Genomic DNA, 15989 nt, shown 5'->3' with positions numbered 1-15989 from the left:
AAGCCGCACAGAGACACCACCACGTGACGACGGATGCGTCGACGACCGGTTTCCGAGGGGACGCCGGGGTCGCGCAAGGGGGTGCGTCCCCGCTCCCTGGGAGCCGTGCTCACCCCTGCCCGGGGAGAGGACTTCACCGCATGAAGCGAACCGTCCGCACCACCGCGCTCACGGTCGGCGCGCTCGTCGCCGCACTGGGCCTGCCGGCCGGCACGGCGCACGCCGACACCACGATCCCCCGAATCGACCTCCAGGTCCTGCTGGTGAGCGACGGCGGCCCGGCCACCGCCGCGATCGCGTCCGAACTGGACACCGCGGGCACGCCGTACACCGAGGTCGATCTGACCAGTTCCGACCGGTCGGTGATCGACGCGGGGTTCCTCGCGGACACCGTGGACGGCAGACCCCGCGCCAAGTACCAGGCGGTCGTGCTGCCCGACGACGATCCGTTCGCCGCCGGATCCACCGAGATGGCGGCGCTCGCGGCGTACGAGCAGACGTACGCGATCCCGCAGGTCGACGCCTACACCTACGCGCGTCCGGAGGCCGGGCTGCAGTACGCGGCCGCCGGCGGCTACTCCGGCAGTATCGACGGCGTCGAGGCCCAGGTGACGGCGGCCGGCGAGGCGGGCGCCTTCGGCTACCTCGACGGTGCCGTGCCCTTCGAGGACAACTCCCCTACGGTGGCCGAGAGTTACGCCTATCTGTCGACTCCCGCCACCGGCGCGGACTTCACCCCGTACGTCGAGGCGACCATCCCCGGGACGTCGCAGCAGGGCTCGCTGGTGGGCGAGTACCGGCACGACGGGCGGCGCGAGCTGGTCGTCACCTTCGTCTACAACCAGTACCAGCAGCAGTTCCGGCTGCTGGCCCGGGGCATCGTGGAGTGGATGACCGGCGGGGTGCACCTCGGTGCCTCCCGGAACTACTTCGCCGTGCACGTCGACGACGTGTTCGCCGCCGACGACCGCTGGGACACCGAACTCAACTGCACGCCCGGCGACGTCGACTGCACCGGCGGCCAGGGCACCCCGGACCCGATCCGCATGACCGCCGCGGACGTCGACCAGGCCACCGCCTGGCAGAACAGCCACCACTTCACGCTCGACCTGGCCTACAACGGCGTCGGCAGCGTCGACCAGCGCGAGGACAACGACGGCGTCGACGAACTCGCCGACGAACTGATCGCGGACCGCGACCAGTTCCGCTGGATCAACCACACCTACACGCACGCCTTCCTCGGCTGCGAGCAGGACACCACGGTGGTGCCCTGGAAGTGCGTCACCGACGCCGACGGCAGCACCGAGTGGGTCAGCCGGACGGAGATCTCCGACGAGATCGCGAACAACCGCGCCTGGGGACAGGCCGCCGGACTGCCCCTGGAGAGCGACGAGTTGGTCACGGGCGAGCACTCGGGCCTGAAGCTGCTGCCGCAGCAGCCCGACGACAACCCGAACCTGGCCGTCGCACTCGCCGACAACGGCGTCGCCTACACCGGCTCGGACAACTCCCGTGAGTCCGAGCAGCGTCAGATCGGCCCGGCCCTGACGGTGCCCCGCTACCCGATGAACATCTTCTACAACGTGGGCAAGGCGGCCGAAGAGGTCGACGAGTACAACTGGCTCTACACCTCCCGCGCCCAGGGCGGCAGCGGCATCTGCGAGGACAACCCGGCGACCACCACCTGCCTCGGCGCACCCCTGGACACCACCACCGGCTACACCGGCCAGATCGTGCCGACCGAGACCCGGATCGACCTCGGGCACGTCCTGTCGAACGACCCCAGGCCGCACTTCATCCACCAGTCGAACCTGGCCGAGGAACGCATCGCCTACCCGGTGCTCGACGGCGTACTCGACGGCTACGACGCCCTGTTCGCGGACAACACCCCGGTGGTGAACCTGCGGATGAAGGACATCGGCACCGAACTCCAACGGCGCGCGGCGTGGAAGGCGGCCCTCGCGGCCGGCCAGGTCACCGCCTACCGCGTCGGCGACACCGTGACCGTCGACGCGCCCAGCGGTGTGGCCGTCACCGCGACCCTGCCCGACGGCACGACGCTGGGCGGCGCCTCCTACGGCGACGCGTACGCGGGAGCACGCTCCGGCTGGACCCCCTCGGCCGGCTCCCCGCTGACCCTGACCCTGCCGACGACCACCGCGACCCCCACCGCGACCGCCGGCACCACCGGCCCCGCCCCTGCCACGAAGCCCGCCCCGGGCACCCGCGTCCCCGCGGGCGTCCAGAAGCGGGTCCCGTACACCGCGAACACGGCAGGCACCGCGAGCACCGCGAAGCACTGAGCGTCGCACCGACCCCAAGGTCCCGGCCCCCACCGCACCCCCCACCCCCGGCCGGGACCGGCACGACCACCCCCACACCTCGGCCGTGGAGCCCATCGATGCACGTTCAACGCGGCGCGCGACGCCCACAGTCAACGCGCGTCACCCTCCTCACCGAAGGCACCTATCCGCACAGTCACGGAGGTGTCAGCGTCTGGTGCGACCAGCTCGTCCAGGGCATGCCCGACATCGACTTCGACGTGATCGCCGTCACGGGTACCGGACGGGAACCCGTCGTGTGGGACCTGCCCGGGCACGTCACCTCCGTCAGGTCGGTGCCCATGTGGGGTGACCCGCCCGAGGGCCGTGCGCCCCGGGGCCCGGCCCGCCGGCAACTCGCCGCCGCCTACGAACGGTTCCTCACCGCGCTGCTCGACCCGTGCGCCGAGGACGGCTTCCGGCCCGCGCTGTACGCGATGGCGCGGACGGCGGCGGACGGGACGCTGAGCCCGTTCCTGCGCGGCGACCGGGCGGTGGCGATCCTGGCCGCCGTATGGAACCGTCCGGGCCTGGCCGTACGGGAGGCCCGGCCGACCCTGCACGACGCGCTCACCGCGACCGCCCTGCTGGAGCACGCCCTGCGCCCGCTGGCCGCGCCGGCCCCCGACGGCGGGGTCGCGCACGCGGTCAGCGGCGGTGTCGCCGTCCTGCCGGGGCTGGCCGGCCTCGAACGGCACGGCGTTCCGCTGCTGTTGACCGAGCACGGCGTCTATCTGCGCGAACGCTACCTCGGTTACCGCACCGCCCCCTACCCCTGGCCGGTGAAGGCCGTCGTCCTGGGCTTCTTCCGGCTGCTGGCCCGGGAGAGCTACCGCCGGGCCGCGCTGATCACGCCGGGCAACCGCTACAACCGGCTGTGGGAGGAACAGGGCGGCGCCGACCCGGAGTCGATCCGCACGGTCTACAACGGCGTGGATCCGGCCGCGTTCCCGCCGGCCGGGCCGGAGCCGGAGGTGCCCACCCTCAGCTGGGCCGGCCGGGTGGACCCGATCAAGGACCTGGAGACCCTCGTCCGCGCTTTCGGCCCGGTCCGGGAGCGCATGCCCGAGGCACGCCTCAGGCTGTTCGGCGGAACGCCCCGGGGCGGGGAGGCGTACCGCGAACGGTGCGAGACGCTGGCGGCCGAGCTCGGGCACGCGGACGCCGTGACGTTCGAGGGCCGTGTGGAGGACATCAAGGACGCCTACGCGGCCGGCAACGTCGTGATGCTCTCCAGCATCAGCGAGGGCTTCCCGTTCACCCTCATCGAGGCCATGTCGTGCGGGCGGGCGACCGTCTCCACCGATGTCGGCGGGGTCCGGGAGGCGGTCGGGGACACCGGTCTGGTGGTGCCGCCGCGCGACCCGGCCGCCATGGCCCGGGCCGCGCTGGAGCTGCTGGGCGACCCCGCGCGCCGGCGGGCGATGGGTGAGGCGGCGCGTCTGAGGGTGATCGAGCAGTTCACCCTGCGGCAGACCGTCGACACCTTCCGCTCCATCTATCGGGAACTGCCCACGCTCCGGCGGCGGCCGGCCGCCGCCGAGGCCGACGGGACACCAGCACCGGCACCGGCACCGGCGGGTACGGGGAGTCTGGCCGGATGAGCGGGCCGATGTCCCTCGAACCCGGCGGCGCGGAACGGGACGTGCTGGCGCTCCGGCTGGCCGAGCTGCGCCGCCCGGCCCGCCGGCCGCGCCGCCGCCCGAGCTGGGCCCTCGACGACACCGCCCCGGCCATCCGGCTGCCGGGCCACGGTCCGGACGAGGAGGCGGTCAGCGAACTGGCCGCCGCACTCGCCGACCGCGTCGGCCCGGCCGTCCACCCCTACGAGGTGGTGGCCCTGCTGGAGTCGGAGGGCCTGGCCGCCGACGCGATCCGGGAACGGTACGGCCACCCGGACCTGTTCTCGCTGGCCGCCGCGCTCTACGAGCGGGTGCCGCGCACGTTCCCCGAACCCGCCCCGGCGGCCGACCCCTGGCGCCCGGACCATGTGCGCTGCCTGCTGCGGGGCGTGCTGTTCGCGCTGCCGTGCCTGGCCTACCCGCTCACCGCGCCGCTGTGGCACGCCGGCCGGCACACCGCCGCGCTGATCACGGCGGGGCTGGTCTCCTGGGCCTGGGGGCAGGCGCTCGGCCATCGCGCCCACCTCAGGATGGCGACGGGCCGCAGGGAGGCCGCCCGTACGCTGCTGGCCGGGGCGCCCCTGGGGGCCGCCCTGGCCACGGGGGCCGCCGCGCTGCCCGCGGGAGGCGGCCCGGTGACGCTGGTGGCGGCCGCGCAGTCGCTGTACCTGGCGGCGGCGGGGGTGCTGCTGGTGCTGGGCCGGGAGCGTGTGCTGTCGGCCGCGCTGTCCCCGCTCGTCGCCGGGGCGGCGGTGCTGCCGTGGTGGGAGCCGGGCACCTGGGTGCGGGCCGGCCTGCCGCTGCTGGCGCTGGCGGTGACGCTCGCGGTCACCGGCCGCGTCCTGCGGGCCGGCATCGCCGCCCCGGCCGTCCCCGGCGCGGGCCGGCCGCGGCTGCTCGCGTCCCTGCCGTACGGCCTGTTCGGGCTCGCAGCGGGCGTGCTGGTGCTGCTGGAGGGCCGGCGGGAGCCGTACGCGGTGATCGTGCTGACGGTGAGCATGGGGCCGGCCGAGTGGCTGCTGTACCGCTTCCGGGGGCTGTCGGTCTCCGCGCTGCGCGCGACCGCCTCCCCCGCCGCCTTCCTGCTGCGGTCGGCCGGGATCCTGGCCGGCTGTCTGCTCGGCTACGCGCTTCCCCTGCTGCCCGCCGCCCTGCTCACCGGCGCCGGGCCGGCGGTGCTGCCGCTGCTCGGGGCCACCCTGTGGACGGGCCTGCTGCTCCAGGCGTTCGGGGTGGCGTGGCCGTCGGCCGCGATCTGTCTGACGGCGGCGGGCGGCGCGGGGGCCGTCACGCTGCTGGACCTTCCGGCGGGCCCGCGGGCGCTGCCGCTGTGCTGCGGCGCGGCCCTGCCGTGTCTGGTGGCGTGCGCGCTCCGCCTGCTCGGCCGACCGGCCCGGCACGTCTGATGCCCCGGCCCGCCGGACCGCGTCCCCGTACTTCCCGGCACCCCCACACCGGGCCCAACCCACCGGAAGGACACCCGCGTTGACCTCATCACCGCTCGCCGCCGTCACCGGAGCCGAGGGTTTCATCGGCTCGCACCTGACCGAGACCCTGGTCGCCGCAGGGTTCCGGGTCAGGGCGATGGCCTTGTACAACTCCTTCTCCTCGTACGGCTGGCTGGAGACCCTGCACCCGGACGTCCTGGACCAGGTGGAGATCGTCCTCGGCGACGTCCGCGACCCGGGTTCGGTCCGCGGCCTGCTCGAGGGCGCCGACGTCGCCTACCACCTGGCCGCGCTGATCGCGATCCCGTACTCCTACCGGGCGCCGCGCAGTTATGTGGACACCAATGTCACCGGCACCCTCAACGTGCTGGAGGCGGTGCGCGCGCTCGGCACGCCCCGGCTGGTGCACACCTCCACCAGCGAGACCTACGGCACCGCGCGGACCGTGCCGATCACCGAGGACCACCCCGTCAACACCCAGTCGCCGTACGCCGCTTCGAAGGCGGGCGGGGACCGGCTGGCCGACAGCTACCACGCGAGTTTCGGCACCCCGGTGGTGACACTCAGACCGTTCAACACCTTCGGGCCCAGACAGTCGATGCGCGCGGTGATCCCCACGGTGATCGGCCAGGTCGCCGCCGGGGAGCGCGTCATCACCCTCGGCGACCTGCGTCCCACCCGGGACTTCGGCTACGTCGAGGACACCGCGCGGGCGTTCCTCGCGGTCGGCACCGCACCCGCCGGGCAGGTCGTGGGCCGCACCTTCAACGCCGGTACCGGCGGGGAGATCTCGGTCGGCGACCTGGTCACGCTGATCGGCAAGGTGATGGACGCCGCCCTCGACGTGCGCGAGGACGCCGAACGCGTCCGGCCCGCCGCCTCCGAGGTGATGCGGCTGGTCGCGGACGCGAGCAGGCTCACCGCGGCGACCGGCTGGCGGCCCGCGCACACGCTGGAGGAAGGCCTCGCGCACACCGTGGAGTTCTTCCGCGACCCGGCGAACCTGGCCCGCTACAAGGCCGGCATCTACAACGTCTGACCGCGTCCGGAACCGTCCCAGCACGTCCGCGCACGTATCCGAAGGAGGAGTTCCATGCACGCAGTGATCCTGGCGGGAGGCAAGGGCGTCCGGCTGCGGCCGTACACCACGGCGCTGCCCAAGCCGCTCGTCCCCATCGGCGACCAGCACGCCATCCTGGAGATCGTGCTGCGTCAGCTGTCCACGGCCGGTTTCACCCACTGCACCATCGCCATCGGCCACCTCGGCGAGATCATCCGCGCGTACGTCGGTGACGGCTCCCGGTGGGGCATGGCCGTCGACTACGCCACCGAGGACAGCCCGCTCGGCACCATGGGCCCGCTGCTGACGCTGCGCGACCGGCTGCCGGAGACGTTCCTGGTGATGAACGGCGACGTCCTCACCGACCTCGACTACGCCGACGTCCTGCGCACCCACCGCGACGCCGGCGCGCCGCTGACCATCGCCACGTACGCCCGCAGGGTGCACATCGACTTCGGGGTGCTGACCACCGACGACGGCAAGGTGGTCGCGTTCACCGAGAAGCCCAGCGTCGACTACCGCGTCTCGATGGGCGTCTACGGCTTGTCCCGCGCCACGCTGGAGGACTACACTCCCGGGCTGCCGCTCGGCTTCGACGAGCTGGTGCTCGATCTGCTCGCCAGGCAACAGCCGCCGTACGCCTACGAGTTCGACGGCTACTGGCTGGACATCGGCCGCCCGGACGACTACGACCGGGCGAACGCGGAGTTCACCATCCGCAAGTCTCACCTGCTCAAGGGAGCCTGAGCACCGCATGCGCGTTCTCGTCCTGGGCGGCACCGGATACCTGGGCTCTCACATCGTCGACCGGCTGCGGGCGCTGCCGGGGGCGCTGGTCCTCGGCGGCGGCCGCTCCCCCGCCGCCGGGTTCCGCCTCGACCTGGCCTGCGACCGCCCGGAGCGGCTGGCGACGGCGCTGGCGGCGGCGGCACCCGACGCCGTGGTCAACTGCGCGGGCGCGACCGGCGGCGACGCCGTGACCCTCGCCGAGGTCAACGCCCGCGGCCCGGCGGCGCTGTGCGCGGCGCTGCGCGAGGCGGCGCCCGCGGCGCGCCTGGTCCATCTGGGCTCGGCGGCGGAGTACGGCCCGGGTCGTCCGGGCACGGCGGTGACGGAGTCGGCGGCCACCCGGCCGGCCGGCCCGTACGGCGCGACCAAGCTGGCGGGCACGGTCGCGGTGACCGCCTCCGGACTGGACGCGGTGGTGCTGCGGGTGGGCAACCCGGTCGGGCCCGGGGCGCCGGGCACCTCGCTGCCCGGGCGGATCGCCGCGCTGCTGCGTACGGCGGGCGCGGACCCGGAGGCGGTGCTGCGGCTCGGCGACCTGTCCGCGCACCGCGACTTCGTGGACGTACGCGACGTGGCCCGGGCGGTGGCGCTGGCGGTCACGGCACCCGGGCCGCTGCCGCCCGTGCTGAACCTCGGCTCCGGCCGAGCCGTCCCGGTTCGGGAACTGGTGCGGGCGCTGACGCGCCGGGCGGGGTTCGCCGGGCGGGTCGAGGAGGAGACGGGAAGCGGGTCGGCGCGCTCGGCCCAGGTGTCGTGGCAGTGCTCGGACATCACGGCCGCCGGCGAGTCGCTCGGCTGGCGGCCGTCGTACACCCTCGACGACGCGCTGGCCGCGCTCTGGGCGGCGACGACCCGGGAAGGCGGCGGGGTGCCGTGAGCCTGCTGGTTCCGCTGTATGTGCACCCGGCCGAGGACCCGGGCGCCTGGCACCGGCTGATCACGGCCGCCGACCGGACGTACGGCGTCGTCCTCAACCCCGCGAACGGCCCCGGCACGGCCCCCGACCGGGCCTTCGCCGCCGCGGCCGGGGCCCTGCGGGCGGCGGGGGCGCGGCTGCTCGGCTACGTCGACACCGACTACGGTGCCCGCGGCCGGGCCGAGGTGACCGACGAACTGCGCCGTCACCGGCAGTGGTACGCGGCCGACGGCTGCTTCCTCGACCGCGTCACCGCGGCCCCGGACGGCCTGCCCGCCTGCCGCCGGCTGGTCCGCACGGCACGCCGCCTCGGTGCCGCTCCCGTCGTGCTCAACCCCGGTGTCCACCCGGCACCCGGGTACGTCCGCCTCGCCGACCTCACCGTCACCTTCGAGGGCCACTGGACGACGTACGTCTCCGCCTTCACCCGGCCGCCCTGGCCGGCCGACCACCCGCCCGACCGGCTCTGCCACCTCGTCTACGGCGTCCCCGCACCCCTCATCCCGCTCGCCGTACGCACCGCCCACGAGCGGGGCGCGGGGGTGTGCGGGCCGGTGACGGGGGAACCGCCCAATCCGTGGGCGGAGTTGACGCCCGCGCTGAGCGGGACGGAGTACTGACGCGACCTGCCGCGGGTCGGCGCGCCCCGGTGCGTCCGCGGCCTCACGGCCCGGCCGTCGCGGCGAGGTCCACGCACGTCCAGGCCATCGCGACGGCGCCGTCGAGGACCGCGCGGTCGGCGGCCGGGGTGACGCAGGCGGCGGTGAACCCGGGCTGGTGGTTGACCGCGGGTGCGCAGTCGAGGCCCAGCATGGGGTGGATGGCGGGCACTACGTGGGAGACGTTTCCCATGTCGGTGGCGGCGCCGACGACCGCTTGTGCCGACAGGTCGGGGAACGTCCGGCCCAGCGCCTCGGCGTTGGCCCGGTACAAAGCCAGGAGCCGCGCGTCGGGGCGCAGGTCGGCGTAGTCGGGGCACACCGGCTCCGTCGACAGCTCGCACCCGGTGGCGAGTGCCCCGGCCTCGAAGCAGCGCCGTACGCGTGACGTCAGCGGTCCCAGCCCCTGAAGGGTGTCCGAGCGCACGATCCACCGGCCCCGGCTGGCGTCCGGGATCACGTTCGGCGCACTGCCCGCCTCGGTGACGATGCCCTGGACGCGGTCCGCGGCCGTGGTCTGCTGGCGCAGCAGCCCGATGGCCACCTGGGCCACGGTCATGGCGTCGGCGGCGTTGACGCCCCGCTCGGGGTAGGCGCCGGCGTGCGCGGCCGTGCCGCGGTACGACACGTCGAACACGGAGACCGCCGAGCCGGACATGGCGGCCATCTCCACGGCCGCCGGATGCACCATCATCGCGGCGTCGAGGCCGTCGAAGGCCCCGCGTTCGAGCATCAGGACCTTTCCCCCGCCGCCTTCCTCGGCCGGGGTCCCGAGGACGGTGACCGTCAGTCCGAGGTCGTCGGCGAGTTCGGCCAGTCCGAGTCCGGCGCCCACCGCGGCGGCGGCGATCACGTTGTGCCCGCAGGCGTGTCCGATCTCCGGCAGCGCGTCGTACTCCGCGCAGATCGCGACGTGCAGCGGCCCGGAGCCCACGGTGGCCCGGACCGCGGTGGGAAGCCCGTAGCAGCCGTGCTCGACGGCGAACCCGGCCTCGCTGAGCCGCCCGGCGACCCATTCGCTGGCGCGGACCTCCTCGAAGGCGAGTTCCGGGTGGGCGTGGATCCGGTGGGACAGGTCGAGCAGGCTCGGGCCCGCCGTGCCGATGCGGCGCCGGACGGCGTCCTTGGCGGGCGTCGGCGCGGCGCTCATGACGCGGGCCGGGCGGCGATGTGCACCGCGGCCGGGCGGGTCGCGGCGTCGTAGGCCGCGGTCGAGCCGGTGGCGCCCATGCCGCTGTCACCGGCCGGTTCGTAGAGGCGCTCCGGGCCGCCGCCCTGCCACTGGTTGACCCAGACGACGCCCGCGGGAAGCCGGGCGGCCGCGGCGACATGGTCGTCGTCGTTCGTATACACCGTGGCGGCGAGCCCGTAACGGGACCGGCCGGCTCGCTCGAGGCCCTCCTCGAAGGAGGGGACGACCACGACCGGCGCGAGCGGCCCGAACGTCTCCTCCCTCATCACGAGCATCGACTCGTCGACGTCGGTGAGCACCGTGGCCGGGTAGAAGTACCCCTTGCCGTCCGGTTCGACGCCGCCCGCACGGATCTTCGCACCCCGCTCGACCGCGTCGGCGACGTGGCGCCGGACGATCGCGCGCTGACGCTCGTCGACCAGCGGTCCCATCATGACGTCCTCGCGGCGGCCGTCGCCTGCCTGATAGGCCGCCGCCGCCTCGGCCAGGGCGTCGACGAACGCGTCGGCGATGTCCTGGTGGACGTAGATGCGTTCCATGGAGGTGCAGATCTGGCCGGTGTTGAGGAACGCGCCGAACGCGACGGCCGCGGCCGTGGCCTTCGGGTCGACGCCGGCGTCGACGACGACGGGGTCCTTGCCGCCGAGTTCGAGCACCGTGCGGTGCAGCTTCCCGCCGGCGTCCGCCGCGACCTTCCGGCCCGCGTCGACGGAGCCGGTGAAGTGCACGAGCCGGATCCGGTCGTGCCCGGCCAGCGGCGCTCCGGCACGCGCGTCGCCGAGGACCAGGTTCACCACGCCCGGCGGCAGGTCCAGCAGTTCGAAGAGCCGGACCGCGGACAGCGGTGAGCGTTCCGAGGGTTTGACGACGACCGTGTTGCCGGCCGCGAGCAGGGGGCCGAGGGCCCCCAGCACCATGGCCACGGGGAAGTTCCACGGCGTGATCACCGCGGTGGCGCCCAGCGGGTGCCGCAGGATCCGCGTCGTGCTGCCTTCGGGGCCGTCGACCGTGTCCTCGAAGCGGTACGACAGCGCCTGGCCCGCGGCCTCCTTGAGGCCGGCCGCCGCTCCCGCCACGAAGGTGCGGCCGATGCCGACAGGCTTGCCCATCTCGCGGCATTCGAGCTCGGCGAGCTCACCGGCGTGCTCGGCGACGGCGTCCGCCCAGGCGGAGATCCTCGCGACGCGTTCGTGCACGGGCAGTGCGGCCCACGCGGGCTGCGCCCGCACCGCGGCGGCCACGGCCCGGTCGACGTCGTCCGGGGATCCGGCCGGCGCCCGGGCGACGACCTCCTCGGTGGCGGGATCGACGACGTCCGTGTACGCGTCGTCCGAGGAGTCCTCCCAGACGCCGCCGATCAGGTGTTGCAGGGTCTGCATGGGGAGCTCCTTCGGGTCAGCCGAGCCGGTCGGCCATCAGCTCGCCGGCCATGATCGTGGCGAGGTTGGTGTTGGCACGGGGGACCGAGGGGAAGACCGACGCGTCGACGACGTACAGGCCGTCGACGCCGAGCACGCCGCACCCGCTGTCCACGACCGTGCCGGGGGCGTCGCTCGCGCCCATGCGGCAGGTGCTGGTGCCGTGCTGTGCGTCCACGACCGTGGTCAGCAGGTGGTCGTCCAGTTCGCCGTCGCTGTCCAGCACGGCGAACAGCCGCTCGTTCGCCTCGGCGAGCGAACCCGCCGTGATGGCCGCGGTCTCGGGCCGGCGTGCCAGGTCGACCAGCGTCCGCATGCCGTGCCGCATGCGTGCCAGGTCCCGTTCGTCGGAGAGCATCCGCTGTTCCACCAGCGGCTGGCGGGTGGGGTCGGCCGAGGTCAGCGTCAGCTCGCCGCGTGAATAGCCCTGGTTGAGCCAGACGCCGAAGGCCCCTGACGAGGCGCCGGCGGAGGCGGTGGCCATGGCGAGCACGTTCTGGTTGAGCGAGACGAACATCAAGTCGTCGGCCGGGGCGTGGGCACCGCTGGTCCAGCGGACGCAGACATTGGTGTGCCGGTCGTGCGGCGTCTTGACGGCCGCCCCCGGCGCCAGCGGGATGGACACCAGGGCCATGGGGTGGTCCTGCATGCCGCGTCCGACCGGGAGGTCGTGTCGCACGTCGATGCCGAGTGAGCGCAGGTGCGCCGCGGGGCCGATGCCGGACCGCATCAGGACGGCGGGCGAGTGGATCACACCGGCGCTGAGGACGACGGTGTCGCCGTGCGCGCTCACCACGTGTCCGTCGTGGACGAACTCGACCCCCACCGCGCGGTTCCCGGCGAAGAGGACCCGGTTCACCAGGGCGTCTCCGTGGATCGTGAGATTGCCGAGTTCCCGGGCCGGTTCCAGGTAGGCGTCGTTGACCGACACCCGCCGCCCGTCACGGGAGTTGATGGGGTACGGCGAGACTCCGGTCGCCGACGGCGCGTTGACGTCGGGGGCCCACGCGAACCCGGCGGCGAGGGCGGAGCGGGCCAGGGCCGTGTCGACACCGCCCCACTCGTCCCGCGGCGTGCGGTGGATCGGCGTCGGGCCGCCGCGGCCGTGATGGGGCTGGTCCCCGAACTCCTCGTCGTCCTCCAGCTCGGCGAAGCAGGGCAGGACGTCCTCGGGCGACCAGCCGGTGCAGCCGAGGGCGGCCCAGTCCTCGAAGTCCGCCATCGGCGGTCTGATGGCGATCTGTCCGTTGACCGACGAGCTGCCGCCGACCCCGCGGCCCCGCCAGTACGGCGCCTGCTGCTGCTTGCCGGTACGGGCGGAGTTCACTCCCGTCCAGACGAGTCCCTCGGCGGCGGTGGGGTCCATCAGCGCGACCGCCGGGTTGGGCGAGCGCCACGCCTCGTGCATCTCGGCGGAGCGGTAGTCGGGGCCGGCCTCCAGCAGCAGCACCCGCTTCCCCCGCCGCGCGGAGCGCGCGGCGAAGGTGGCGCCCGCCGATCCGGCGCCCACCACGATGATGTCCCAGCCTTGCGTCGTCATGTCCCGACTCCCCCCAGAGGGCGATCAGCCACGGTGCGGGCCCGTAGGCTCCGTCGCGGGCCCGTAGGCTTTGTTTCGGTACTGTCCAACGCGCGAAAGATTCAGTCAAGACTGAACGTTCAGTTTTTTGTGACCACTGGAGGCTTCGGTGTCCCAGGCGGCCGAGGGCGTCGAGCCCGACGCTCACGACTCGCTCGTCAAGGAGTTCGGCACACACGTGGGCCGGGCCATGGGCTGGCCGCCCATGGCCGGGCGGGCGGCCGGCCTGCTCATGCTGAGCGAACGGCCGATGACCCTCGCCGAACTCCAGGACGCCCTCGACGCGAGCAAGGGGTCGGTCTCGGAGACCACCCGGCTGCTCATCGAGAACGGCACCGTGGAGCGCTACAAGGAGCCCGGCCGGCGGCAGTTCGTCTACCGCTGGCGGGACGACGCCTGGGTCGGCTGCCTCCAGCACATCGTCGACTCGACCACGCAGCTGCGCGCCCTCGCGGAACGCGCGCAGGAGCAGGGCGCGGGAATGCCGGCCGCCCAGCGGGAACGGCTGCGCGAGATGCGGGAGTACTACACCTTCATGGTGGGACACCTGGAGGCGCTGCTCCCGCGGTACGCCGAAGTCCGGCAGAAGGGCACCACCGGAGCCTGAGCCGGCGCACCCGCGAGGGCCCGGACCGTCCTTCCGTCTGACAGAAGCCGCCTTGCCGACCGGCCGCGACCGTCACGAACCTTGAGTCCAACCACGGCACGCGGGGCGCGGGCGCCCCGCTCTCAGGGACGGGAACGCCATGCCGCACATGACCGCCTTCGCCAGGAACCAGTGGTACGTCGCCGCCTACAGCCATGAGGTCGGACGCGAGGAACTGCTGGGACGGACCGTTCTCGGTGAGCCGCTCGTCCTCTACCGCACCGAGGAGGAGGGCACGCCGGTCGCCCTGCACGACCGGTGCGTGCACCGCCGCTTCCCGCTGTCCGAGAGCCGGCTGGACGGCGACCGGATCGTGTGCGGGTACCACGGGTTCACCTACGACACGACCGGTACGTGCGTGTACGTGCCGGGGCAGAAGCGCGTACCGCGCACGGCACGCGTCGCCTCCTACCCGGTGGTCGAGCAGGACTCGCTGGTGTGGGTGTGGATCGGCGACCCGGCGCTCGCGGACCCGCTGACCATCCCGCGCGCCCGGCACCTCGACTCCCCCGGCTGGGTCACCGTCCGCGGCATGGAGCCGATCGACGCCGACCACGGCCTCCTCGTCGACAACCTCCTCGACCTCTCCCACGAGACGTATCTGCACGGCGGTTACATCGGCACCCCGGAGGTCGCCGAGACACCGATCACCACGGAGGTCGACGAGGGCGCGGGCATCGTGCGGGTCAGCCGGCGCATGGACGACGCCGCCTGTCCGCCGTTCTACGCCCGTTCCACCGGCATCGACGGCCGGATCACCCGCTGGCAGGACATCGAGTACCACGCGCCCTGCCTCTACCTGCTGCACAGCCGCATCGCCCCGGTCGGCGTGCTGCCGGAGGCGGACGGCAGCGACCCGAACGGCTTCCACACCGAGATCACGTACGCGATCACACCGTCCGCCGACGGTCACGTGTACGACTTCTGGATGGTGTCCCGCGACTGGGCGGTCGACGACGAGGAGGTCACCGAGTTCCTGCGGGGCAACAACCACACCGTCGTCATGCAGGACGTGGACGCGCTCAACCTGCTCCAGAAGACGCTCGGCACCGAGCGCACCGGCTACCAGGAGCTGAGCATCAACATCGACACCGGCGGCCTGGCCGCCCGCCGTATCCTCGCCCGGCTGGTCGAGGAGGGCGAGAAGCCCGTGGAGAAGGTCCAGTGACGGCACCTGCCGGCCGGGCCGCCACCAGCGAGGTGTACCGCATCGACTGGCTGCCGGGCACCGACGTCCTGCACGGCACCTGTCACTGCGGTGCCGAGCACACCGCCCAGGATCCGGTCGCCATGTGGGAGTGGATGCTCGGCCACCCCGAAGGACACCAGCCCGCAGGAGACCACCCCGAAGGACACCAGCCGCGAGGAGCCGGCTCATGAGCGTGTACGAAGCCGAACTCATCGTGGAGCGGCGGGAGTTGGCCGCCGACGGGGTCCTCGCCCTCACGCTGCGCCATCCGCTGGGCGAGGAGCTGCCCGCCTGGGAGCCGGGCGCCCACGTCGACGTGCTCCTCGGCCCGGACCTCGAGCGGCAGTACTCGCTGTGCGGTGATCCGGCCGACCGTTCCGTGTGGCGCGTCGCGGTGCTGCGCGAGCCGGACGGACGGGGCGGATCGGCGTATGTGCACGAGCGGATGGGGCCGGGCGACAAGGTGCGGGTGCGCGGGCCGCGCAACCACTTCCCGCTCCAGCCCGCGCCCCGGTACCGGTTCGTCGCGGGCGGCATCGGCATCACCCCGATCCTGCCGATGCTGGCCGCGGCCGAGGCGGCGGGCGCCGAGTGGACCCTGCTGTACGGCGGGCGGGCGCGCGGATCCATGGCGTTCACCTGGGAGTTGGCGCGCTACGGGGACCGGGTGACGATCGCCCCGCAGGACGAGACGGGGCTGCTGGACCTCGGTCCGGTGCTCGACGGTCTGCCCGACGGCACCCTCGTCTACTGCTGCGGCCCCGGCCCGCTGCTCGACGCGGTCGAGGAGCGGTGCCCGGCCGGGGTGCTGCGCGTGGAGCGGTTCCGGCCGAAGGAGCAACCGGTCGGCGAGGACGGCGAGTTCGAGGTGGAGCTGGCCCGGACCGGCCGCACGCTCACGGTCCCGGCGGGTGTCTCGGTGCTCGACACCGTGCGCGCCGCGGGCGTGGAGGTGCTCTACTCCTGCACCGAGGGCACCTGCGGCACCTGCGAGACCGACGTGCTGGAGGGCACCCCCGACCACCGGGACTCGGTCCTCGGCGACGACGAACGGGCGTCCGGGGAGACCATGATGATCTGCGTGTCACGGTGCCGGGGCGCACGGCTCGTCCTCGATCTCTGAAGGCACGAGCCGGGTCGCGCCGCGCTT

14 protein-coding genes are annotated in these 15989 nt (G+C 73.7%); 11 read left to right on the top strand and 3 right to left on the bottom strand.

What is annotated here, in order from left to right; translation table 11 throughout:
* The first annotated feature begins 140 nt into the window (after positions 1–140).
* From ABZ915_RS18605 to ABZ915_RS18575, 7 genes are all read left to right on the top strand, one after another.
* A complete protein-coding gene (locus ABZ915_RS18605) occupies positions 141–2303 on the top strand; it encodes a hypothetical protein (RefSeq protein ID WP_361803606.1) in 2163 nt (720 codons plus the stop codon).
* Between the two features lie 98 nt (positions 2304–2401).
* Positions 2402–3925, top strand: a complete 1524-nt coding sequence (pelF, locus tag ABZ915_RS18600) for a GT4 family glycosyltransferase PelF (protein WP_361803603.1) — start codon at positions 2402–2404, stop codon at positions 3923–3925.
* A complete protein-coding gene (locus ABZ915_RS18595; RefSeq protein ID WP_361803600.1) occupies positions 3922–5349 on the top strand; it encodes a hypothetical protein in 1428 nt (475 codons plus the stop codon). The genes pelF and ABZ915_RS18595 overlap by 4 nt, the downstream gene beginning before the upstream one ends.
* A gap of 79 nt (positions 5350–5428) precedes the next feature.
* On the top strand, positions 5429–6430 hold the full coding sequence (locus tag ABZ915_RS18590) for a GDP-mannose 4,6-dehydratase (protein WP_361803597.1): 1002 nt from the start codon (positions 5429–5431) through the stop codon (positions 6428–6430).
* Between the two features lie 54 nt (positions 6431–6484).
* Positions 6485–7198 (top strand): sugar phosphate nucleotidyltransferase, encoded by a 714-nt coding sequence (locus ABZ915_RS18585; RefSeq protein WP_361803594.1) that lies wholly within the window; start codon positions 6485–6487, stop codon positions 7196–7198.
* Between the two features lie 7 nt (positions 7199–7205).
* Positions 7206–8117 carry an NAD(P)-dependent oxidoreductase gene (locus ABZ915_RS18580; RefSeq protein ID WP_361803591.1) on the top strand — a complete coding sequence of 304 codons (912 nt, stop codon included), beginning with the start codon at positions 7206–7208 and terminating at the stop codon, positions 8115–8117.
* On the top strand, positions 8114–8776 hold the full coding sequence (locus ABZ915_RS18575; RefSeq protein WP_361803588.1) for a spherulation-specific family 4 protein: 663 nt from the start codon (positions 8114–8116) through the stop codon (positions 8774–8776). Before ABZ915_RS18580 ends, ABZ915_RS18575 begins: the two co-directional genes overlap by 4 nt.
* 43 nt (positions 8777–8819) lie before the next feature.
* Here the strand turns inward: ABZ915_RS18575 and ABZ915_RS18570 are convergent, their stop codons facing one another.
* The 3 genes from ABZ915_RS18570 to ABZ915_RS18560 are packed head-to-tail and all read right to left on the bottom strand — an operon-like array spanning position 8820 to position 12965.
* Positions 8820–9965: a M20 family metallopeptidase gene (locus tag ABZ915_RS18570; RefSeq protein WP_361803585.1), complete on the bottom strand. Its 1146-nt coding sequence runs from the start codon at positions 9963–9965 to the stop codon at positions 8820–8822.
* A complete protein-coding gene (locus tag ABZ915_RS18565) occupies positions 9962–11386 on the bottom strand; it encodes an aldehyde dehydrogenase family protein (RefSeq protein ID WP_361803582.1) in 1425 nt (474 codons plus the stop codon). Before ABZ915_RS18565 ends, ABZ915_RS18570 begins: the two co-directional genes overlap by 4 nt.
* 16 nt (positions 11387–11402) lie before the next feature.
* Positions 11403–12965, bottom strand: coding sequence for a GMC family oxidoreductase (locus ABZ915_RS18560; protein ID WP_361803579.1), 1563 nt, complete (start codon positions 12963–12965; stop codon positions 11403–11405).
* A 148-nt stretch (positions 12966–13113) separates the two neighbouring features.
* Between ABZ915_RS18560 and ABZ915_RS18555 the strand changes: the two genes are divergently transcribed.
* The 4 genes from ABZ915_RS18555 to ABZ915_RS18540 all read left to right on the top strand — a co-directional run bounded on the left by ABZ915_RS18555 (position 13114) and on the right by ABZ915_RS18540 (position 15962).
* Entirely contained in the window at positions 13114–13611 is a 498-nt protein-coding gene (locus ABZ915_RS18555; RefSeq protein WP_361803576.1) for a winged helix DNA-binding protein, read from the top strand.
* Positions 13612–13750: 139 nt separating this feature from the next.
* On the top strand, positions 13751–14818 hold the full coding sequence (locus ABZ915_RS18550) for an aromatic ring-hydroxylating dioxygenase subunit alpha (protein WP_361803573.1): 1068 nt from the start codon (positions 13751–13753) through the stop codon (positions 14816–14818).
* The gene (locus tag ABZ915_RS18545) at positions 14815–15030 is read left to right on the top strand and encodes a hypothetical protein (RefSeq protein WP_361803570.1); all 216 of its coding nucleotides are present in this window, start codon (positions 14815–14817) and stop codon (positions 15028–15030) included. The genes ABZ915_RS18550 and ABZ915_RS18545 overlap by 4 nt, the downstream gene beginning before the upstream one ends.
* Positions 15027–15962, top strand: coding sequence for a PDR/VanB family oxidoreductase (locus tag ABZ915_RS18540; protein WP_361803567.1), 936 nt, complete (start codon positions 15027–15029; stop codon positions 15960–15962). Before ABZ915_RS18545 ends, ABZ915_RS18540 begins: the two co-directional genes overlap by 4 nt.
* The last annotated feature ends 27 nt before the right edge of the window (positions 15963–15989 follow it).

Source organism: Streptomyces sp. NPDC046915 (assembly GCF_040644935.1).
Taxonomy (GTDB): Bacteria; Actinomycetota; Actinomycetes; order Streptomycetales; family Streptomycetaceae; genus Streptomyces.
This window is presented reverse-complemented; position numbering and strand designations above follow the sequence as displayed.